This is a genomic window from Chitinimonas naiadis, assembly GCF_054780835.1.
Genome location: NZ_BAAGVO010000004.1, coordinates 297,537 through 318,875 on the forward strand (window position 1 = coordinate 297,537; position 21,339 = coordinate 318,875).

Here is a 21,339-nt window from a genome sequence, read left to right on the forward strand (position 1 = left end):
CGACGGTCTGGCAGGTCGCTCCTCAGCGCGGATTGCGGGTACCGCACTCACCACAAAAAATATCGTCCTCCGCCAATAGCGCCTGGCACTGGCTGCAGTGCCTTGGCTGGATCACCGGCCCCGAGGGCAAGCCACCGGAAGGTTCAGATGCGGCATCAGGCTTCGCGGCCGCGGCGCGTTGCGCCTCCGTTTTGGCCCTTACCTCATCGATCTTTTCTCCGGCGCGCTGCCGAGCTGCCTCGGCCTTGCGCCTGGCTTCCAGCAGTGCCTGCTGCAATTGCGCCTCTGCCCCCGAGAAATCCAGCCCCTGTATCGCCTGCAGATAGATCAGGCAGACGCCACGAATGAAAATGACGGCCGGCACCAGCATGCCAAGCAGGAAAAGCATCCCCAACCCCAGGCCCAAAGCCACCAGGTGCCCGCCGCTATGCATGCCGTCGTAGCCCGGACCGGCAAACTCCGCAGGGCCCCCGCCATAAGACATATGCCCCATCAGTTGCGGCATGAGGCCCCCGCCTACCGGCACGCCGACCATTCCCGACAGGCCCAGGACCAGGCCATATCCTGTTCCCAGTACCGAACCCACCAGCAGGCCGATCAACATCAGCAACAGTGTCAGCAGCACATAGGCGACCAGTACGCTGACCAGCCGCTGCCTGATGATCCCCAGCAGCTTGGCCAGGGCCTGCATGGTGGTATTCCCCTCCCAGATGGCTGGCGCCGCCAGAGGCAACCCCACATAGAACAGGCCAACCAGCAACAAGCCCAGCGCAAGCGATAGCACGGGCAAGGCAACGGTGAACAGGATGGGACCAAGCACCGGAATGCGGCAAAGCAGCAAGACGATTGCCGCCACGATGATGCCCACCAGCAGAATAAGCAGCAGGCAAAGCGCCACGCCCACCAGGCGATGCACGGTGAACGTCGCCTGCAACAGGGCGTCCCCGATGCTGATGGATTCTCCCTGCACCTGTCGCATCAGCAGAAAGCCCACGGCGGAGTAGCCGATCAGCAGTACCAACAAGGTAGCCGGCAGCATGACGATGCCGGTCCAGGCGCCCAGCCTCGCCATGATGAAACCACTCAGCATGAACATCAGCGCGTAAGCGATCCCGGCCAGCCCAGCCATGGCGAGCGCCCGCCAGTTGCTGACCGCTTCGGTCGACCGCATGATGCCCTGCACCTGTACGGTGGTCGTTTCCATGTTCTCTCCCGGAGAAAACAGTGTGAGTCCCATGCTGTACCAGCTGCGGGTCAATGGTCTCGCGTATCCTGCTGGAGCGCCTGCTTGCAGCGTGACTCGCCCGGCCCGGGCTTCTCGCTCATTCGCCCCTTGCATAGCTCGTTTTTCACTTTGTCCCGGCACACCACACCAAACAGCCCGCGCGCGCACTCCGCGGCAACACGCTGGTTGTATTGCTCGTCAATGCTCAGCGCTGGGGGAGCGCTTTCCTGCGGTTTTGCGCTCAGCACCGGTTCCGCGATGACCGCAGCAGGTTTTTCCGCCGGCTTGGGTTGGCACTGGGTGACGAACGCCCGTCCTGCGAGCTTCTGAGCCGCCTTGGCTGACAAGCCAAACTGCTCACCCAACCAGCGTGCGCCGTCCTCGCAATTGGCCGGCTGAGGGCGGAGTGCCTTGGCCACCGCCAGCATCTGCCTGGTATCCGGGGGCTTGGTCGCGGCAGGCGCCGGTTCTGGCGCGGATGGCGGGCTATCTGCCAACACCGGGGTATCAGGCACCGTCTCGACCGGTTTTTCAGGCGCAGTGGCGGCCGGCATCGACGCCGACGGAGATGCCGGCGCCGTTTCTGGCTTTGGTGCGAGTGCGGGCTCAGGCAAGACGGGTGTCGCTTCTGCCGGTAACGGCGCCGGGGTGGACGGCTGGCCTGCAGATAGTCGCCACCAAGCCACGGCGATCAAGGCCGCCAACAGCAATACCCCACCCAGGATCAATGGCACCCTGCTCGAGCCGGGACCAACCTCCTGCGCAGATGGCGGTACAGGCTGCCGGGCGTGCTTCCATGGGTCCGGCGTGATATGGGCTGGCGCTACCACCGCCGGTACAGACTGGTCAGGACCACGAACCGGTACCGATATCATGGGCGGCTCAGACAATGGCGGCGCGGGCTCATCTGCCAGTTCTATAACCAGCTCGACAGGCGGATTTGACACTGTGGGTGTCGCCACCTCCGGCGGAGGCGATATCGGCGCAACAGGCGGCGATATCGGGGAAGCCTCCTTCTTTGCCGGTGCAGCGGGAATCACCGGCGCCACCCCGGGCAGCGGCTCGCCAAAGCGATGGCCACACTTGCGGCAAAAGCGTGCATCCGCAGCGCAGGGCGCCGCACAGGCAGGGCATGCCGATACAGCGGCATTGCGATCACCATCCCGCTCCCGGATTTCCTCATTCCTCGCTGCCGGCTCGGCAGGCCTTACCGTTGGCGTACCGCAGGCCCGACAGAACTTTGCCCCTGCCGCCAAGGGGGCCGCGCACCGGCTGCACGTCGCAGGTGGACTGATGTCGGAGGATGCCGACAAGGGCCCGCCACATGCCTTGCAGAATTTTGCACCGGGCTTGTTCTCTGCCTGACAGGCCGTACATTGCATGCGATACCCCTTCTCAACACTGCCATCTGCCGGCAATAGCCGGATTCACTCCAACCTGGCGCCGCAACTGCCACAAAATGTATCGTCTGGCGCAACGATGGCCTGACAGGCGGGGCAACTCAGCAGCGCCGCCAATCCACCAGCGCCTGCCGGATTGTTCTCCAGCATGGATTTGGCTGCATCTGGCGACCGGCTGGCCTGGTTCAGTTGCGCAAGATGGGCGTGCCGGGCCATATCGGCGTTGCCCGCCGGGGCCAGGATGATCGACTGGTTGTTGATGAACTGCTGCAGCCGCTCGGCCAGCGCCTTGACGACCTCGGGTAGCGCCGCCATGCCGATCACAGTCCGGGCACCATCCTTGTCGAAGGTCACGGTGTGGATCTCGGCAGCCCACAGGCGAAAAGTCATGGCTTCGATCTTCACGACGGAACTGCTGGTCTGGATGGCATCCTGCAGCATATTCCCGTGTTTGAGGCTTGCACTGACGTAACGTCCAGCCATTTCCAGCCAGAACAGACGCGAGCGGAAATCGAAGCGCATCCACAAGGACTGGCTTGCCGCCAGGCTGTACTCCCCCAGCGCCCAGAACGTCAGGCCGAGGATCACCCACTGGTGGGCTGCACTCCACTGGAATCCGTCACGCAATGTCAGGCTCAAAGCTACCAGCGCGATTGCCGCAACCAGATGTGACAACGCCCCCAGCAGGGCCAACAGCAGCACCGGCAGCATGCGCGGCTCGGCCAGGGTGCTTGCCAGGGTAGGCGATGCACCCATCGCCGGCATGGGCTGGGTCTCCTCCAGCATTTCGGCCCTGAATTGGCCTGTCTTTGCGTCTAGGTCAATCTGCGGCTCCTGCCGCAGGTAGCGACGATTCGGGATTTTTTCGGTCCAGCCATCCTGCATCACCCGATCCAATTCCTCCATGACCTGCCCCGGGTGGCAGTTGATGTTCCAGACATCGGTCTTGCTGGCGACCGTTGTCTGTGGCGGCGCCCGCAGTTGCAGCATCAAGGCCCGGAAGAACAGGCCATACGCCACCAGACCCGCCACCATCACCACGAAGACATAAGGAAACGGTGAGACGGCACGGAGGCTCGGCAATTTGTCGGCAAACATCATCAGCAGCACCGGCCCGACCAGGGAAAAGACCACCAGGATGGCGAGCCCCTTGACGGTCAGGACCGTCCGGCCATCATCCACGCTGGCCGCACTGACTTCACCGAGAAGGTTCTGCAGCGCAAAGAACAGGTACACCAGCCCCATCCAGGCCGTGACCTTGCTGGCGGCCTCACCCGCGCCCAGGCCGCCGAACAGCAAAGCCACCACCAGCGAGGCGAGCAAGGCGCCCATGCTGAGCAATTTCATGAACTGGCGGCGCGCCAGTCCCTGTACCTGCAAGGGGGCGTAGATCAGGTTCGGCAGGGTCGAGTACAGCAGGCCGTCCAGCGGGCCATTGGGCTCCGGTATGGTCAGGGCCTGGTGCCGCATCATCTCTGCCACCTGGCGGCCGCTGGGATTCTCCGCTGCCTGCCCGGGCTTCAGCTCCGCCGCCAGGTTGCTGGGGCGCCCCCGGCCAAAAAAGAAGCGCAGTTGCGAAAAGCAACGCGCGGCATAGCGACCACCCGCCAGCAAGGCACCCAGCGCCAGCACGATGCCCAGATAACGGGCAGGCCCCGCGTTACCTTGCGCATGTCCCCGAACCAGTAGCAGGATGGCCACGCCGGCCAGCAGGTAGACCAGCGCAGACAATCCAAGGAACAGGTTTTGTACCCGCAAGGGGTTGGGCAGCTGTAACTGGCTCTGGTTATTGAAGTCGTAGCTCACCGGCATTCCCCTGAACACGAGGCAGCCTGGGTCAATCCTGATGATTTGACCCATCTCCCCTTACGCAGCTGCATGCTGACCGTGCATCGCCGCCATCCCCAATCAGGTATAGCGTGCAACGAAAGGAATCGCCTGCGCAGATGACAGGACAATCAGCGTAGCGGGGAGGAAGGGCGACGGGCGTCACCCGCCCTTTCGGATGTCAGCCCTGGAAATCCGGCCAGTCCTGCGGTCGCCAGGCGGGCCAACTGCCCTCGTCCTTGGCCTGGAATTCCGCCGCCGTCGCAATACCGGCAACGGCCACCAGGTTCTCGCCTTGCCACAGCAAGGGCCAGCGGGTACGCAACCAGGGGGGGATCCCCGCCTCCTGCAAAAGCAGCTTGACCGGACGATTGGGACCGCCCTGCCGTGGTCGCAGGGATTCGCCGCCGCGTCTCGGCCTGGCCCAGAGGCCGGTCAGCGCCTCAGCCACCAGGCCGCCGGGCCGGGACATCCAGACCAACTCGCCCTGCCAGCCAGGCAGCGTCAGCCTACCCTCACCGGCAACTGGCCGATCCGGAGGCTCGGCAACCCAGTGCGCAAGCCAGATCTCGTCCCTGTATCGGTGGACCGCCCGCTCACCCAATCTCAGACAGGGATTGGCGTCTTCCCGTGCAGTCAGCAACTGCTCGAGCAGCAGGACCAGTTGTCGCTCATCGGGGCGCATGTCGTGACCGGCCAGAAACCAGCGCAACAGGTTCCGCTGGCGCGGCCCGGCCAGATCGCGCAGGCGTGCCAGCGAAAGGCGGGGCGTCCAGACTCCCGCATCCTGCTCCGCGATGGCGTCGAGCAGGCTGGCGGTCTCGGCAAAGTGCCTTGCTGCACGGGCAATGGCGCTTTGCGCAGACGGAAAACGCGTCAGCAGCGCCGGGATGACCTGCTGTCGCAGATAATTGCGGTCGTACTCGATCGAGGCATTGCTCTCGTCCTCGACCCATTGCAAGCCCTGCACCAGGGCATAGTTGTGAAGCTGTTCGCGCGACTCTGCCAGCAGCGGCCGCCATATCCGCTTGCCCTCAGCCAGCGGCCGGGCCGACGGCATGCCGGCAGCGCCATGCACCCCCGTCCCACGCGCTAGACGGTAGAGCACCGTTTCAGCCTGATCGTCACGATGATGGGCCAGGGCCACCAGTTCGGCATCCAGCCGGGCAAATGCCGCATAGCGTGCGCTGCGAGCCCGCGCCTCGAGGCTGTCCGGCGCACTGGCATCCAGGCCGGCTTTTTCATGAGAAAACGCAATACCGTGCCGCAGGCAATAGTCGGCGCAATGCGCCAACCAGTCATCCGCTGACGGACTAAGACCATGATGCAGGTGAAAAGCTTGCAGCTGCAGAGGCTGTTCCGTGCGCAGGCGCAGGAACAGTGCGAGCAATACCGAGGAATCGAGTCCGCCCGAATAGGCGACCGCCACGCTGGCACCCGGCAGGATATGCCGGGCAGCCAGTTGGCGAAAACGCTGGTAGAGAGACTCGGCCTGATCAGGCCGAGGTAACTTCCTTGTACTTGCCATAGCTCATCAGCCGCTCGAAACGGGTCTCCAGCAGCTTGTCGACGGGCTTGTCTTGCAGGCTCTTGAGGGCATCCTGCAGGCTCTTGCGCAGGGTCAGCATCATGGCCTGGGTATCGCGATGCGCGCCACCGGTAGGCTCTGCCACCACTTTGTCCACCAGACCGAGGGTTTTCAGACGGCTGGCGGTGATCCCCAGAGTTTCTGCGGCTTCCGGTGCCTTTTCCGCACTCTTCCAGAGAATGGAAGCACAACCTTCCGGCGAGATCACCGAATAGGTAGCGTATTGCAGCATCTGCACCACGTCACCAATCGCAATGGCCAAGGCTCCACCCGATCCGCCTTCACCGATCACGGTGACGACCACCGGTACGCGCAGCTTGCTCATCTCGAACAAATTGCGCCCGATGGCCTCGGACTGACCCCGCTCTTCCGCACCAATGCCTGGATAGGCGCCGGGGGTATCGACGAAGGTAACGACCGGCAGATTGAATTTTTCTGCCAGGCGCATCAGCCGCAGGGCTTTGCGATAGCCCTCGGGGCGCGGCATGCCGAAGTTGCGATAGATCTTTTCCTTGGTATCGCGGCCCTTCTGATGGCCGATCACCATGACGGACTGGCCATTGAGCCGAGCCAGGCCACCGACGATGGCTGGATCGTCGGAATAGCTACGATCACCGTGGAGTTCTTCGAAATCGGTGAAGATTTCGCGGATGTAGTCCAGCGCATAAGGGCGCTGCGGATGACGGGCAACCTGCGAAATTTGCCAGGGCGACAGCTTGCTGTAGATCGCCTTGGTGAGCTCCTGGCTCTTTTTCTGCAGGTGATCGATCTCGACCGAGATATCGACCGCCGAATCATCCTGCACAAAGCGTAGCTCTTCGATCTTGCTTTCGAGCTCGGCAATGGGTTGTTCGAAGTCGAGGAATGTGGTTTTCATACTTGCTGCAGGCCACGTCGCTTAAGCGTACGCGCTCCGGTAGTGCCGGACGTTCGGCGAAATCGCGCCATTATGGCGAAACTCAGCCGCCCCGCAAGATTGACATGACGGCCGTTCAAGCAGCCGTCCGGCAATTTCGGCACCCACTCACTCGTTGGTAAAGACGATTTCCGCACGTACACCACCCTTCTGGAAAGCCAGGCGGCTAGCGACATTCAGCAGAATCGGGGACTGTGTATTGGCCTTGATTCCAGCCCCGGTACCGTCACGTGTCAGGGTGAGAAGTAGCGCAAGATTTTCGCTATCTGTGAGCTGAATCAGTGCGGCTTCTTCGTCGCTGAGGGTCAATTGGTAGTGCAAGCCCATGCGGCGGGTATCAATAACGCTGAAAACAACCGCCGGATCATCGAGCGATTGCAGCCACATTACCTTGGGCTCGGGCACATCCTCGTGCAACAACTTGAAACGCGTGCAATCTTCAAACCCGGGTAGTCCGTCGGGAAAGTTGATGACGGTGTTCTCATCGATATCTATCACGCCGAAGCGGGGGGTAACGACTTGCATGGATTTATGGCTCCCAGCCTTCAAGTTGCACGAAATCTAGCCGAAATAAGGCATGAGCGCCAAGACCTGATGTGCGGCAGATACGAATGTTTATGCTTGTTTACAGATTTTATTCACATCGGGCTAAAGTTTTTCAATATCCTGTCGATATGGTGCGTAGACCATAGACAGGACTCGGCCAATGTAGCCGGGAAGAGGATCGTTATGAAGATCGATAACTCAGGCAAGCCGATCACGGCGCCGTCTCGCGGCGAGGCGAAAGCTGCCGCCAAGACAGGCGGCGGAGAGGTCGCGAGCGCGGAATCGCGCGGCGACAGCGTGGATATCAAGGCTTTCAGCGCCCGATTGGCGTCGCTGGAGTCGAACCTCGCCTCCCAGCCCGTGATTGATGAAAGCAAGGTGGCCGAAATACGCCAGGCCATCAAGGATGGGCGCTTCACGATCCAGGCCGACGCCATCGCCGACAAGTTGATCGCCAGCGTCAAGGAACTGCTGTCCGGCAAGACCTGACGCCGTTCGTCGAACAAGGCATACTAGCCCTACACCGGCCACCGACCCGCTCGGTAGGCCGGTTGTTTTTTGTATAGGCCCTATGACTGGAAAGCTGCCATGTCCACCCCTCTGCTCCAGACCGCACTTGAGAACGAGCTTACCCACATCCAGAACTTCATCGGGACGCTGGAGCTGGAGCAGCAGGCGCTGATCGACAATACCCTGGCCGAACTGGAAACCCTGTCCAAGCAGAAGGCGGGACATGCCATGGCATTGGAGCAATTGGCCAAGGAGCGAAAGCGGCTGTTCGAGATCAACGGCGTGGAACTGTCGCCACACCCTCCCCACTCGCTGACACAGGCCCGCAACCTGCCTGCGGATTTGCTGCCCGAACTGGCGGCCACCTGGGACAAGCTTATCCAGGCGGCGCGACACGCCAGCGCACTCAACACGACCAACGGTCAGTTGATCCACACGCGCCAGCAGCAGAACCAGCAATTGATGAGCCTGCTGCAGAGCAGTCAGAATTCGAATCTATCCTACGACGCCTACGGCCAACCGCGCCTGTCGCGCTCCACCGGCTCCTTGGGCAAAGCCTGATTCAAGCACCTGACCGGATTGCGGGACGACCCGCTCCAGTTTTCTGAAACATGGGGACGGCCCCAAGCAATCAGGAGGGCCGTACCATGGCCTGGATCATTCTTACCTTGGCAGGTCTGCTGGAAATCGGCTGGGCGGTGGGTCTCAAATACACCGAAGGCTTTACTCGCTTCTGGCCCAGCGTTGCCACCCTGCTAGCCATGGTGGCCAGCGTCAGCCTGCTGGGGCTGGCAGTACGCACCCTGCCGCTCGGCACCGCCTACGCCGCATGGACAGGCATAGGCGCCGTTGGCACGGTCATCCTGGGGATATTTCTGTTTGACGAATCCGCCAGCCTGGCACGCCTGCTCTGCGTGGGCCTGATCGTGACCGGTATCGTCGGGCTCAAGCTCGTGGGTCAGCCAAGCTAGGCGCAAAAAAGCCCGCCATACCGGCGGGCTTTCCATTGCAACCCCGATGCACCGACCTTTATTGGCCCGGCATCGGCAGCGTTGCTACCTCATCCTTGTTATCTGCAAGAATCTGGATCGTCACCCTTCGATTACGCGCCCGACCGGTAGCACTGTCGTTTGGCTCCATCGGCCGGTTCTCGGCGTAGCCCAACGCAACAAGACGCTTGGCCGCCACGCCATTGGCTTCGAACAGGCGTACCACCGTACCTGCGCGGGCGGCCGACAATTCCCAGTTGGAGGGAAATTGCGGCGAAGCGATAGGCACGTTATCGGTGTGGCCCTCGATCTGGATCAGATTCTCGCTACCAGCCAGCTTCTTGGCGATACTGGAAAGCGACTCGGATGACTTGGCATCCAGGGTCGCGGAGCCGACCGGAAACAGCAGGCTGGCATTGACCTCGATGGCGATACCACGCTTGCTTTCCGTCACCCTGACCTGACCCTGGTCAATCAGCTTAGCCAGATCCTGCTTCATCTCCACCGCCATATCCTTCATGGCAGCGGCTTGCTGGGCCCGCTCCTGCACCAGTTGCTGGGCCTGGGCCACCTCACGGCGCTGCTTATAGGGCAAGGCGATCAGGCTCTGGTTATTGCCGTTCGGGTCATTCTTGATCAACGCATCGGTCGAGGAGTCGGGCTTATTGAATGCCACGGTCAGCGAATTGGACAGCACCTTGTACTTGCCTTCGTTCACCTGGGAGATGGCATACATCACCACAAAGAAGGCAAACAGCAGCGTGATGAAGTCGGCGTAGGAGACCAGCCAGCGCTCATGGTTTTCGTGCTCTTCCGGCTTGTGCTTGCGCGCCATACCCCTCCCCAGCTCCCTCTAGATTCGACTTTGGTCTTGAAAGTGGACGATGACGGCAACGCCGACATCGCCCCTTATGCCATTTACTTTAGTTTGAACTCGAAATAACTGCCTAGCTTGGCACCTGCCGAGGCACCGATGGAACGGGCGAAGCGTTGCGCCCAGTCCTCACGCGGGGTGAAATCGACAATTTCCTCGGCCTTGATCACATCACGGGCAACGCTATCGGCGGAACCATAGGCATCGGCCAGACCGAGCTCGATGCTCTTCTCGCCACTCCAGACCAGGCCCGAGAACATGTCCGGCGTCTCCTTCAGACGCTTGCCACGCCCCTGCTTGACCACATCGATGAACTGTTGATGCACCTGGCCCAGCATCTGCTTGGCGTAGTCCACCTGGGTTGCCGATTGCGGCGAGAACGGATCCAGGAAGCCCTTGTTGGCGCCAGCCGTCAGCAGACGTCGTTCGACACCCAGTTTTTCCATTGCACCGGTAAAGCCGAAGCCATCCATCAGCACACCGATCGAACCCACCAGGCTAGCCTTGTCGACAAAGATCTTGTCGGCAGCGACTGCGACGTAATAACCACCGGAGGCACAGATGTCATCCACCACCACATAGAGCGGAATGGCGGGATGGAGTTTGCGCTGGCGCTTGATCTCGTCATTGATCTGGCCCGCCTGTACCGGACTGCCGCCTGGGCTGTTGATGCGCAGGATCACGCCCTTGGTGTTCTTGTCCTTGAAGGCATTGCGCAGGCCTTCATTGATATTGTCTGCATTGGCATTGTCACCGGCGGAAATGACGCCCGTGAGATCCACCAGTGCTGTATGCGGCCCCATGGTGCGGCTGCCACCCTCACCGGCATCGCCATGCCGCCAGGTGACAATCACGGCCAGGAACAGGAACAGCCAGGCGAAACCGGCAAACTTGAAGAAAATGCTCCAGTTACGACCCTTGCGCTGCTCCTTCAGGGCGGTCACTACCAGTTTTTCCAGCACCTGACGTTCCCAGTTCGGATCTTGCTGCTCGCTCATGCTTTCCCTCGATCTCTATCAGACAGTCATCTTTTATATATGGGCATCAGGCAGGAAGAACACCTCACCACCCTCTTCCACTACCGCCAGCTTGGTCAGGCGGGCGCCCTTGCAGGGGCCGCCCAGGCACAAGCCGGTATCGGGCCTATAGTAAGCGCCGTGCGTCGCGCAGATCAAATAGGACCGGCTCAGATCAAAGAAGTCACCTTCGTTGAAATCGAGCTCGACCGGAATATGCGCACACTCGTTGAGATAGCCATGCACCCTGCCGCCCCAACGTACGACGAAAGCCGGCGCCGGCGTGCCCGCCCACTCCGCCTGGAAGCGCTTGCCCAGGCCGCCGTCAGGCAGTTCATCACTGGCGCAGACACGCCACTTGCGCGCACCAGGTTCGAAATCAGCCATGCTGCCTCAGCCATCCATCGAGTTCGGTGAAGCTGTCGAACAGGCCCAAGGGCTGCAAGGCCAGCAGCTCGTCCTTGGGGTGTGCGCCATAGGCCACACCCAAGCCGGCAGCACCGGCATTGCTGGCCATCTGCAGGTCATGCGTGGTGTCACCGATCATGACACTGCGGGCAACCGGCACGTCGAGGTATTCGACCAGCTCCAGGATCATCTGCGGATGCGGCTTGGAGTGGCACTCGTCAGCGCAGCGGGTGGCGTCGAAATACACGCCAAGACCGGTCTGCTCCAGCACCCGATCCAGCCCGCGCCGTGATTTCCCGGTCGCCACGGCGAGGTGATAGCCCGCAGCCTTGTAGTGCGCTAGCGCGTCAGCCACACCCTCGAACAGGGCGATCTCGCCATCACGGGCCAGATAGTGGTGCTTGTAGGCTTCCACCACCCGTGCCACCTCCTCCTGGCCTGCAGCCGGCGCAAGGTATTGCATCGCCTCATTGAGGCCATAGCCGATCACGAAGCTGGCCTGCTTGCGATTCGGCACCGGCAGGCCGGCATCGGCGAAGGCTTGCTGAATGGAATGGGTAATCAGGGCGGTCGAGTCGGCCAGCGTGCCATCCCAGTCGAAGATCAGCAGGTCAAAGCGTTCAGCCATCGATCTTGTCCAGTGTATTCATATAGGTTTGCAGTTCCTGGGGCAGCGGCGCTTCCAGTTGCAACGGGGTGCCCGCCAGGGGGTGGTTCAGGTTCAACCGCCAGGCGTGCAGAAACATGCGCTTGAGCCCCTGCCGCGGCAAGGCCTTGTTGAGCGCAAAATCACCGTACTTGTCGTCCCCGAGGATGGGGAAACCCGACTGGGCGCAATGCACGCGAATCTGATGGGTACGGCCGGTCTTCAGCTCGCACTCCAGCAAGGTGGCCTCGGTAAAGGCCGCGCGACGATTCAGTATCGTATGGGAATCTTGCCCGTCCGGGTTGACGCTGACGCGTCGCTCGCCATCTGCCGTCACATACTTCTGCAGCTTGAACTTCACATGGCGGCGCGCATCGGGAAATACACCCTTGACCAGCGCCAGGTAACGCTTGTCCATGCCGCGGTCGCTACGCAGCATCTCGTGCAGCGCGACCAGCGCACTGCGCTTCTTGGCAACCAGCAGGATGCCGGAGGTTTCCCGGTCCAGCCGGTGCACCAGCTCCAGGAACTTGGCCTGCGGCCGTTGTGCGCGCAATTGCTCGATCACGCCAAAGCTGATGCCGCTGCCGCCATGCACGGCAATGCCGGCCGGCTTGTCGATGACCAGCAGCGCCTCGTCCTCGAACAGGATGGGCAGCGCCGGGCCACGGCCAGCCGCGACCGAGTGATCGGGCTTTTCGCCAGGCTCCGCAAGCCGGATGGGCGGAATCCGGATGTGATCGCCCTCCAGGATACGGTAGGTCACATCGGCCCGCCCCTTGTTCACGCGAACCTCCCCGGAACGGACGATCCGGTAGATCAGCGACTTGGGCGCGCCCTTGAGACACTTCATTAAATAATTGTCCAACCGCTGGCCGGCTTCTTCAGCATCGACAGTGAGGTAGGAAACTTTGCTCGGGTTGTGCATCTGACATATACTCATGCGGTCTTGCCAACCGCTCAGGCCGGTCTTACCGGTACCACCGGAAACAAGACCATCCGTTCCACCGTTCCGGCCACTCAGTCGCCGATGCGGTCTGTTAAAGCGACGGATTATCTCACGCGCGACCGGCTCGCGCGGCCTTTCCCGCTCTTTCCCCCGCGTCTTTTTCTCTCTTGCCGTGCCGACTGATCATTTTCGGCACCTAGCGCGCAAGGCAGACGCAAGCGCTCGATGCGCAAAAACAGGGGAAACACGGACCAGGCCAGAAGCCGGTGCGGTTAACGTCGTTCACCGCCAAGCAACGACGGTACAAAGTGACAAAACGCACGACCGGACATACGCAGGCTGATGCCCCTACCCTGGCTATCAGTCGGCACCAAGAACACACCCGTGCGCGGCAACGACCTCTCGGCCGCGACGACAGTACAGGAACCCCAGGAATTCTTGCCTTGCCTAACCATACGCAACGCCACTTCGCCTGAGTCTTCCCTCGACGGTCATCCACCGTCGGTGTGTTCGCCCCTGCCTGTCCGGCGGCGGGAGAACAAAACATGAAACGCATGCTGTTCAATGCGACACAAGCCGAAGAGCTTCGTGTCGCCATCGTTGACGGTCAGAAGCTCATCGATCTGGATATCGAGACCGTCGGCAAGGAACAACGCAAGAGCAATATCTACAAGGCCGTCATCACCCGCATCGAGCCGTCTCTCGAAGCCTGCTTCGTTGACTACGGCACCGATCGTCACGGTTTCCTCCCCTTCAAGGAAGTTGCCCGCGCCTATTTCAAGGAAGGCGCCGATGGCCGTTCGCGTATTCAGGACGCGCTGAAGGAAGGCATGGAGCTGATCGTCCAGGTTGAAAAGGACGAGCGCGGCAACAAGGGCGCCGCCCTGACCACCTTCATCTCCCTGGCTGGCCGCTATCTGGTCCTGATGCCGAACAATCCTCGTGGCGGCGGTGTATCGCGCCGTATCGAGGGTGAAGAGCGTCAGGAACTGCGTGCCACCATGGACCAACTGGACGTGCCGGCTGGCATGTCCATCATCGCCCGCACCGCCGGCATCGGCCGTAGCGCCGAAGAGCTGCAGTGGGACCTGAACTACCTGCTGCAACTGTGGCGCGCCATCGAGAACGCCGCCGGCTCGCAAAACGGCCCGTTCCTGATCTATCAGGAAGGCAGCCTGGTCATCCGCGCGATTCGCGACTATTACCAGCCCGACATTGGCGAAATCCTGATTGATACCGAATTCGTGTACGAGCAGGCCCGCCAGTTCATGAGCCATGTGATGCCTGGCTTCGTGAACCGCGTGAAGATGTACAAGGACGATGTCCCGCTGTTCTCGCGCTTCCAGATCGAACACCAGATCGAAACCGCATTCTCCCGTGACGTAGCACTGCCCTCGGGCGGCGCCATCGTGATCGACCATACCGAAGCACTGGTGTCGGTCGACGTGAACTCGGCCCGTGCCACCAAGGGCGGCGATATCGAGGAAACCGCGACCCGTACCAACCTGGAAGCCGCCGACGAAATCGCTCGTCAGTTGCGCCTGCGTGACTTGGGCGGCCTGATCGTGGTCGACTTCATTGACATGGAAAAGGCCGGCAACCAGCGTGAGGTGGAAAACCGCCTGCGCGATGCCCTGCGCCATGACCGTGCCCGCGTCCAGACCGGCAAGATTTCGCGCTTCGGCCTGATGGAACTGAGCCGCCAGCGCCTGCAACCGTCGCTGGGCGAGACCGCCCATCAGCCATGCCCGCGCTGCCACGGCACTGGCTTCATCCGTGGTACCGAATCCTCGGCCCTGCACATCCTGCGCATCATTCAGGAAGAGGCCATGAAGGAAAACACCGGTGCGGTACACGCACAGGTGCCGGTGGATGTTGCCACCTTCCTGCTGAACGAAAAACGCGCCGAGATCTTCTCGGTGGAGTCCCGCCTCAAGGTTGGCGTGGTGTTGATCCCGAACATCCACCTCGAAACCCCGAACTACACCATCACCCGCCTGCGCCACGACGACCTCAACCACATCGAGGAAGTCCTGCCGTCGTACAAGATGATGGAAGCCCCAACCGAAGAAGAGCAAGGCAACGGCAAGGGCAAGGACAACGAGCCGGCCAAGCCGCGCCAGGAAGCCGCCGTCAAGGGCATAACCCCGACGCAGCCGGCCCCGATCGCTGTTGAAAAGCCAGCCCCTGTTGTCGCCAAGCCATCGCTGTTCGATCGCATCATCCGCTTCTTCAAGGGTGAAGAAGTCGAGGAAGTGAAACAGCCGGTGCCGGCGAGCAAGGGTGGCCGAGACCGTGGCAACCGTCGTGGCGAAGGCCGCGGCGAGGGCAACCGCAATCGCAACGAGCAACGCAACGAAGGCAAGCGCAACGGCAACAACGAAGAGCGCCGTGCCGGCGGAAAGCCGCGTATCGAGGAGGACGAGCAACCGCGTCCGCCACGTGGCGAGCGTCGTGATCGCGGAGAAGGTCGTAATGAGCGCCAAGGTGGCGAAGGCCGCGCCGAGCGTCAGAATGATCGTCAGGCCGAAGGTCGTAACGAGCGCCCTACCGAGGGTCGCGAACCCCGTGAGCCGCGCGAACCGCGTCAAGGCAGGGAAAACAACGAGGCACGTGCCGAGCGCGAACCGCGTGAGCCACGCGAGCAGCGTGAACCCCGCCAGCCACGTGAGCCGCGCGCGGAGCGCGAGCCACGTCCGGAACGTGAACCGCGCGAACCACGTGAGCCACGTGCCGAACGCGAACCGCGTCAGGAACGCCAGCCACGCCCGCAAGCCGAACCCAAGCCGCAAACCGAGGCCGGTGAAGAGCCGAGCCAGCAGGAACTGCTGCCTATCGATAGTCAGCAAGGCGAAGCCACCGAAGGTAACGAAGGCCGCGGTCGTCGTCGTCGTGGCCGTCGCGGTGGTCGCGGTGAGCGCAATGTCGAGGCCAACCAGGCACTGGCAGGCGAAGAAGGTGGCAACACGCAGGACGAAGGTGCCGCACCGACCGAGCAGGAGCATGTCAACGTCGCAGCGCCGGCCGATGTAGCAAGCGCACCAGCCACCGTTGCAGATGTTGCACCGGTAGCGGCGGCTGAACCCAGCACTCCGGCAGTCGCTGCTCGTGAAGAGCGTGTTGCCGTTGAAGCTGCGCCTGTTGAAGCCAAGGTAGAAGCCGCAGTTGTCGAAGCCGCTGAAGTGATCACCCCGGTCGCCGAGATCGCCAAGATCGAAGCACCGGTCATCGAAACACCAGCTCCGACCGCTGAAGTTGCCGAACCGGCTCAGGAAGTCACTGCACCTGTTCAGGCCAACCTGATCGAAGCCGTGGTAAAGGCCGCCGAAGTACTGGCTGCCGCACCGCAAGTCAGCGAAACCAAGCCTGCTACCCCTGCTCTGCCGGAAATCGGCCGACCGGAAGATGTGGGCCTCGTTCAGGTGGCCACCCAGCTGAAGTCCTTCGAGCCGATGGAACTGCCCACCGTTGCCGCGCCGACCCGCCGTCGTCGCAGCGAGGTGAAGCCTGAGCAAAAGGCTGCACCGGTGCAGGAAGAACTGGTCATGGTGGAAACCAGCCAGGCCGCGGCAAACGGAAACAAGCCGGAACAGACTGCCTGATCAGCGGCAATGTTCCAATGAAACAGGGGAGCCCACGGGCTCCCCTGTTTTACTTGGTGGACAAGGCATCACCTCGTCCATTTAGTGCTTATGTCGGCAGTACCGAACGGGCAGCTTCAAATCGGGTGGCGAAATACTTGGTCTTCAAGCTCTCTATCCGCACCCGGCCATTGGTACTCGGCGCATGGATGAACTTCTCGTCGCCAATATAGATACCGACATGGGAGAACGGACGATTCATGGTATTGAAGAACACCAGATCCCCCGCCTGCAGCTCTTCGCGCCGAACGCTACGGCCGCGTCGGGCAATGTCCGCCGCACTACCCTTCAGGTCCATACCGACGGCATTGCGGTAGATGAAGCTGACCATACCTGAGCAATCCAGCCCCGCCTCCGGGTTCTTGCCGCCGAACTGATAACCCACGTCGATCAAGCCCAGCGCGTACATGACGATTTCGCGTCCGGAATCGCTGGCGACAATACGGCTGGTGCTCACATCCGGCCGAGGCTCGGCCTTGGTCACCGCCTTGCCCTGCGCCGGGCGATTGCTGGCCACCGGTTTGGGCGGGCTGCTGGCGCAGCCTGCCAGCAGCAATCCAAGCAGGATCAGACCGGCGCAGCGCCGGCGATTGGGCATGCCGGTCAAAGAAGGGGTGACAACATTCATGGCAAGGTCTCCAACCAGGGTGCAATGGCATCGGCGGCGGAGCGCCATGCCGTATCCAACATCAACATATGCCCCACTTCCGGCAGCAGCACGGCCTCTACCCCCAGATGGCGGGCTGCGCTATGCACCAGATGGGGTCGCATCAATTTATCGCCCTCGCTGCCAAGGACCAGTGCGGGTGGCATGCCGACGGGTGGGCGCAGATCGAATTGCGGCATCGTCATCTCCACCAGGGCCCGATCGGACTCATGCTGGAAATGCCCGGCGTACCCAAGCAACTGTTGTTCGTCCATATCGGGCGAGAACAGCAATTCGCGCAACTTCTTCAGGTGGGGCGCAGCGCCGCCGTGTTGCAGCAGGTTCAACTCCCACAAGAGTTGCGGATGCTGCCAGAACATGTTCAGCGCCGATCCCATCAATCCTTCAGGCGGCACACTTGCCAGCAAGACCAGGCCGGGTACGGCCCTTTCCCGGGCATAGGCAAGCGCGAGGAAGCCGCCCATGGAGTGGCCAATCAAGACAGGGAGCTGCCCGCAGCTTGCCTCGATCTGCCGGACAGCCAGGGCAACATCGGCCACATAGTCGGCAACGGCCGTGACCGACAGGTATTGACGCCCCTCGCTGCCACCGTGTCCGCGCAGGCTTAATGCATAGCTGCGATAGCCTCGCCCTGCAAAGTAAGGCAGGAAATTCGGCTGCCAACACCAGGCTCCGGCGTACGCACCATGCAAGAACAGCAAAGGCGGCTTGGCCGAGGCGGCCGGCGGCTGGCAATCGACAATTTCCAGATAATTTTCAGTCACTTGTATTTATTTCTTATGAAACAGCTTGAGCATTGCCGGCACCTTACGCCATTCATCGATTCGAGACAATCAGCGCCCCGCATTTGTTGACCTTGGGTTCATTAAGTAATAAATTACCAAGAAGTCATTAGCATAGGAATCATCATGGATACCATCCCGCCACGCTGGAAGCGTCGCAAGGAAGCGCGTCCGGCCGAGATCATCGAAGCCGCGCTGACCTTGTTCGTCGACAAGGGTTTCGCTTCTACCCGTCTCGATGACGTTGCCAAACTGGCCGGCGTGACCAAGGGCACGGTGTATCTGTACTTCGACAATAAGGAAGAATTGTTCAAGGCCGTCGTCCGGGAAACCGTGCTACCCAACCTGGAGTTCGCCGAAAACGTGGTTGCCGAGTACCGGGGCAGCAGCGAGGAGTTGCTCTGGACCTTGCTGGAGCGCTGGGCAGATCGCATGACCGAATCCCCCACGACCGGCATTGCCAAGCTGATGATTGCGGAAGCCAGCAATTTTCCGGAACTGGCTCGCTTCTATATGGATGAGGTGGTGTTGCGTAGCCGCAAGCTGTTTGCGGCGGTGATCGAGCGCGGCGTGGCTTCCGGCGAGTTCCGTCCGGTCGATATTGCCCTCGCGACACGGGCCACCACGGCCCCGCTGATGATGACCAAGGTGTGGACCCAGAGCTTTGCACTGTGCGACCCGGAGGTCATCGACCTCAAGACCTTCGCCCGGTTTCATTTTGAATTGATGATGAGCGGCATGAAGCGCTGATCGTCCTTGTCTCCCCACTCGAGTGAACATCCCGTGCGGATGTCGTAGTCTTTTACTGGAAGCCCTATGAGCGACGCGCCTCAAGCACAAAAACAAACCAAAGCCCGTTTAGTCCTGATTGTTGCCCTGCTAGGCATCGGCGGCTGGATCGCCTACCACTGGTGGCATGGCCGGACCTTCGTCGATACCGACAATGCGCAGGTCGAAGGTCATATCGTGCCTATCGCCGCGCGGGTCTCCGGCTATGTACAAGCCGTCAACGTTACCGACAACCAGAGCGTGGCTGCAGGTAGCCAACTGGTGAAGATCGATGATCGCGACTATGGCGCCCGGCTTGCCCAGGCGACGGCGGACCTGAATATTGCCATCGCGGCCGCCGGCAGCAAGGGCAGTACCGGCCAGGCAGAAGCCCAGATCGGCTACGCCCAGGCCAGCGCCGCAGCGGCAACGGCGACCATCGCCATGGCCGAGGCCAACGCCGAACGCGCCCGCAATGACCTCCTCCGTACAAGGTCGCTCGCCACCAAGGGCATGGCTACCTCCGCGCAGCTGGATGCTGCCCTGAATGCCGAACGCGCAGCAGAATCCCAACTGAAGACCTCGCGCGATACCGCCAGCGCCGCCACGCAGCAGGTGGGCGTAGCCGGCGCCGGCCTCAAGTCGGCTCAGGCCAAGGTGGATTCGGTACGCGCCCAGCGGGACCTGGCTGCGATCCAGTACAAGGATACCCAGGTGCTGGCGCCGATGGCCGGCGTGACCAGCAAGAAGTCGGTCGAAGTGGGTCAGTTGGTGCAGCCTGGCCAGACCCTGCTGTACCTCGTCCCGCTCAATGATGTCTGGGTGACTGCCAATCTGAAGGAAACCGAAGTGGGTGACGTACGGGTCGGCCAGACGGTCGAGGTGGAAGTCGATGCCTATCCCGGCAAGACCTTCACCGGCAAGGTCGATTCGTTCAGCCCGGCAACGGGGGCGAAGTTCGCCCTGCTGCCACCGGACAATGCCAGCGGCAACTTCACCAAGGTCGTGCAACGTGTACCGGTCAAGGTAAAGCTGGACAGTTTCGATGCCAACGCCACGCCACTGCGTCCCGGTATGAGCGTGGTCGCCAGTATCCGCATCCGTTAATCGAGGTCTTGCATCATGCGGCTCGCGCTACTCTCCGACATCCACGGCAACCTGCCGGCACTGAAAGCCGTGCTGGCGGATATCGCCAAGCGAAGTGTCGACCATATTGCCAATCTCGGAGACAGCCTGAGCGGCCCGCTGTGGCCCGCGGAAACCGCCGCCTTGCTGATGCAGCAGCCCTGGTCGCAGCTTGCGGGCAACCACGAGCGGCAGTTGCTGACCCAGGAGCCTGCGCGCATGGGCGAGAGCGATCGCTATGCCCATGGTCAACTGGGTACGGAAGCCATGGCCTGGCTGGCAAGCTTGCCCGCCAGCCTACCTCTGGCGCTGGATGATGCCCTGCTCTGCCATGGCACGCCGGACAGTGACCTGGTCTACTTCATGGAGTCCGTGACGCCATCCGGCGTACGCCTGGCCGATGCCGAGGAAATTGCGATGCGGCAAGGCACGGCCCGACATGGCCTGATCGCCTGTGGTCACACGCATGTACCGCGTGCCATGCGGGCTGCCAATGGCAGCTTGCTGGTCAATCCGGGCAGCGTGGGCCTGCAGGCCTACGACGACGATCATCCCTATCTGCACTTCATCGAAAATGGCAGCCCGGATGCGCGCTATGCCATCGTCGAGAAGACCTTATCCGGCTGGCGTGCGGCATTGATCACCCTGCCCTACGATGCCGAGGCGGCCGCAGTGCAGGCCGAGCGCAACCAGCGCCCGGACTGGGCGTATGCCTTGCGAACCGGCTATGCCTTACGGCCGGGCAGGAGCGCCTGATGTCGTTACACCAGATAAGCAGGAGCCCTGCGTGCTAGGCACCCACGATCTTGCCTTGTTCATCATGTCGGGCCTGCTGCTGAATATCACGCCGGGGCCCGATTCCCTGTACATCGCCAGCCGGGCGGCCAGCCAGGGCTTTCGGGCCGGTTCCGCTGCTGCACTGGGGATAGGCAGCGGGACCTTCGTGCATATTGTCGCGGCAGCACTGGGCATGTCTGCCTTGCTGGCCACCTCGGCACTGGCCTTTACCGTGGTCAAGCTGCTGGGGGCCGCCTACCTGGTGTGGGTAGGCCTGCAGATGCTACGAAGCCGTTTGCGTGACACCGGGGACGAGGTAACCGTCAGCGTGCCGCCGGCCGGCCTGCGCAGCATCTACTGGCAAGGCTTCTGGACCAATGTATTGAACCCCAAGGTTGCCCTGTTCTTCCTCGCCTTCGTGCCGCAGTTCATCGAGCCGGCAGCACCGAGCAAGGCACTGGCCTTTGTCTTTCTTGGGGCGGTATTCAATTTCAACGGCATGCTGTGGTGCCACTTCCTGGCCTATACGGCCGCGACTGCCAGCCGCCGCATCAAGACCAGTGCACGCGTGACTGCCTGGCTCAACCGCAGCATTGGCGCCCTTTTCATCCTGCTCGGTGTGCGGCTTGCATTCACCCGTCAAGGATGAAGCCCGTCACCACCCGCCATCGATACATCGCGCCAA

The 21,339-nt window shown here is 61.7% G+C and carries 21 protein-coding genes and 1 pseudogene; 8 read left to right on the plus strand and 14 right to left on the minus strand.

Going from position 1 to position 21,339, the window contains the following annotated elements; all coding sequences use genetic code 11:
• Positions 1-22 precede the first annotated feature (22 nt).
• The 7 genes and pseudogenes from ACYVHK_RS07310 to fliW form a co-directional block, all read right to left on the minus strand.
• Positions 23-1,204, minus strand: a complete 1,182-nt coding sequence (locus tag ACYVHK_RS07310) for a hypothetical protein (protein ID WP_460529169.1) — start codon at positions 1,202-1,204, stop codon at positions 23-25.
• 50 nt (positions 1,205-1,254) lie between these two features.
• Complete coding sequence (locus ACYVHK_RS07315) at positions 1,255-1,653, minus strand: hypothetical protein (RefSeq protein WP_460534066.1); 399 nt, start codon at positions 1,651-1,653, stop codon at positions 1,255-1,257.
• A 678-nt stretch (positions 1,654-2,331) separates the two neighbouring features.
• Positions 2,332-2,607 (minus strand): annotated as a pseudogene (locus ACYVHK_RS07320) (zinc ribbon domain-containing protein); the annotation flags it as partial.
• A gap of 45 nt (positions 2,608-2,652) precedes the next feature.
• The gene (locus tag ACYVHK_RS07325; RefSeq protein ID WP_460529172.1) at positions 2,653-4,431 is read right to left on the minus strand and encodes a zinc ribbon domain-containing protein; all 1,779 of its coding nucleotides are present in this window, start codon (positions 4,429-4,431) and stop codon (positions 2,653-2,655) included.
• Positions 4,432-4,633: 202 nt separating this feature from the next.
• Positions 4,634-5,980, minus strand: coding sequence for a tRNA lysidine(34) synthetase TilS (gene tilS / locus ACYVHK_RS07330; RefSeq protein ID WP_460529174.1), 1,347 nt, complete (start codon positions 5,978-5,980; stop codon positions 4,634-4,636).
• Complete coding sequence (locus ACYVHK_RS07335; protein WP_460529177.1) at positions 5,949-6,917, minus strand: acetyl-CoA carboxylase carboxyltransferase subunit alpha; 969 nt, start codon at positions 6,915-6,917, stop codon at positions 5,949-5,951. Before ACYVHK_RS07335 ends, tilS begins: the two co-directional genes overlap by 32 nt.
• Before the next feature lie 147 nt (positions 6,918-7,064).
• Positions 7,065-7,481 (minus strand): flagellar assembly protein FliW, encoded by a 417-nt coding sequence (gene fliW / locus ACYVHK_RS07340; RefSeq protein ID WP_460529180.1) that lies wholly within the window; start codon positions 7,479-7,481, stop codon positions 7,065-7,067.
• Between the two features lie 204 nt (positions 7,482-7,685).
• Between fliW and flgM the strand changes: the two genes are divergently transcribed.
• The 3 genes from flgM to sugE all read left to right on the plus strand — a co-directional run bounded on the left by flgM (position 7,686) and on the right by sugE (position 8,983).
• A complete protein-coding gene (gene flgM / locus ACYVHK_RS07345; RefSeq protein ID WP_460529183.1) occupies positions 7,686-7,991 on the plus strand; it encodes a flagellar biosynthesis anti-sigma factor FlgM in 306 nt (101 codons plus the stop codon).
• A 99-nt stretch (positions 7,992-8,090) separates the two neighbouring features.
• On the plus strand, positions 8,091-8,573 hold the full coding sequence (locus ACYVHK_RS07350; protein WP_460529186.1) for a flagella synthesis protein FlgN: 483 nt from the start codon (positions 8,091-8,093) through the stop codon (positions 8,571-8,573).
• An 86-nt stretch (positions 8,574-8,659) separates the two neighbouring features.
• Positions 8,660-8,983, plus strand: a complete 324-nt coding sequence (sugE, locus tag ACYVHK_RS07355) for a DMT family transporter (RefSeq protein WP_460529189.1) — start codon at positions 8,660-8,662, stop codon at positions 8,981-8,983.
• Positions 8,984-9,041: 58 nt separating this feature from the next.
• On the opposite strand, the gene motD is transcribed toward sugE, so the two are convergent.
• From motD to ACYVHK_RS07380, 5 genes are all read right to left on the minus strand, one after another.
• Positions 9,042-9,836, minus strand: coding sequence for a flagellar motor protein MotD (motD, locus tag ACYVHK_RS07360; protein WP_460529192.1), 795 nt, complete (start codon positions 9,834-9,836; stop codon positions 9,042-9,044).
• Between the two features lie 83 nt (positions 9,837-9,919).
• Entirely contained in the window at positions 9,920-10,873 is a 954-nt protein-coding gene (locus tag ACYVHK_RS07365; protein ID WP_460529195.1) for a S49 family peptidase, read from the minus strand.
• A gap of 33 nt (positions 10,874-10,906) precedes the next feature.
• Complete coding sequence (locus ACYVHK_RS07370; protein ID WP_460529198.1) at positions 10,907-11,278, minus strand: Rieske (2Fe-2S) protein; 372 nt, start codon at positions 11,276-11,278, stop codon at positions 10,907-10,909.
• On the minus strand, positions 11,271-11,927 hold the full coding sequence (locus ACYVHK_RS07375; protein WP_460529200.1) for an HAD family hydrolase: 657 nt from the start codon (positions 11,925-11,927) through the stop codon (positions 11,271-11,273). The genes ACYVHK_RS07370 and ACYVHK_RS07375 overlap by 8 nt, the downstream gene beginning before the upstream one ends.
• Positions 11,920-12,873: an RluA family pseudouridine synthase gene (locus ACYVHK_RS07380; RefSeq protein ID WP_460534034.1), complete on the minus strand. Its 954-nt coding sequence runs from the start codon at positions 12,871-12,873 to the stop codon at positions 11,920-11,922. The genes ACYVHK_RS07375 and ACYVHK_RS07380 overlap by 8 nt, the downstream gene beginning before the upstream one ends.
• 566 nt (positions 12,874-13,439) lie before the next feature.
• Here ACYVHK_RS07380 and ACYVHK_RS07385 point away from each other — a divergent pair.
• A complete protein-coding gene (locus ACYVHK_RS07385) occupies positions 13,440-16,496 on the plus strand; it encodes an Rne/Rng family ribonuclease (RefSeq protein WP_460529203.1) in 3,057 nt (1,018 codons plus the stop codon).
• Between the two features lie 88 nt (positions 16,497-16,584).
• Here the strand turns inward: ACYVHK_RS07385 and ACYVHK_RS07390 are convergent, their stop codons facing one another.
• On the minus strand, positions 16,585-17,163 hold the full coding sequence (locus ACYVHK_RS07390; protein ID WP_460529206.1) for a C40 family peptidase: 579 nt from the start codon (positions 17,161-17,163) through the stop codon (positions 16,585-16,587).
• Complete coding sequence (locus tag ACYVHK_RS07395; protein WP_460529209.1) at positions 17,160-17,966, minus strand: alpha/beta hydrolase; 807 nt, start codon at positions 17,964-17,966, stop codon at positions 17,160-17,162. Before ACYVHK_RS07395 ends, ACYVHK_RS07390 begins: the two co-directional genes overlap by 4 nt.
• Before the next feature lie 144 nt (positions 17,967-18,110).
• Between ACYVHK_RS07395 and ACYVHK_RS07400 the strand changes: the two genes are divergently transcribed.
• From ACYVHK_RS07400 to ACYVHK_RS07415, 4 genes are all read left to right on the plus strand, one after another.
• Positions 18,111-18,734 carry a TetR/AcrR family transcriptional regulator gene (locus ACYVHK_RS07400; protein ID WP_460529212.1) on the plus strand — a complete coding sequence of 208 codons (624 nt, stop codon included), beginning with the start codon at positions 18,111-18,113 and terminating at the stop codon, positions 18,732-18,734.
• 66 nt (positions 18,735-18,800) lie between these two features.
• The gene (locus ACYVHK_RS07405) at positions 18,801-19,859 is read left to right on the plus strand and encodes an HlyD family secretion protein (RefSeq protein ID WP_460529215.1); all 1,059 of its coding nucleotides are present in this window, start codon (positions 18,801-18,803) and stop codon (positions 19,857-19,859) included.
• A 15-nt stretch (positions 19,860-19,874) separates the two neighbouring features.
• Positions 19,875-20,633, plus strand: coding sequence for a metallophosphoesterase family protein (locus tag ACYVHK_RS07410; protein ID WP_460529218.1), 759 nt, complete (start codon positions 19,875-19,877; stop codon positions 20,631-20,633).
• A gap of 31 nt (positions 20,634-20,664) precedes the next feature.
• Complete coding sequence (locus ACYVHK_RS07415) at positions 20,665-21,303, plus strand: LysE family translocator (protein ID WP_460529221.1); 639 nt, start codon at positions 20,665-20,667, stop codon at positions 21,301-21,303.
• The last annotated feature ends 36 nt before the right edge of the window (positions 21,304-21,339 follow it).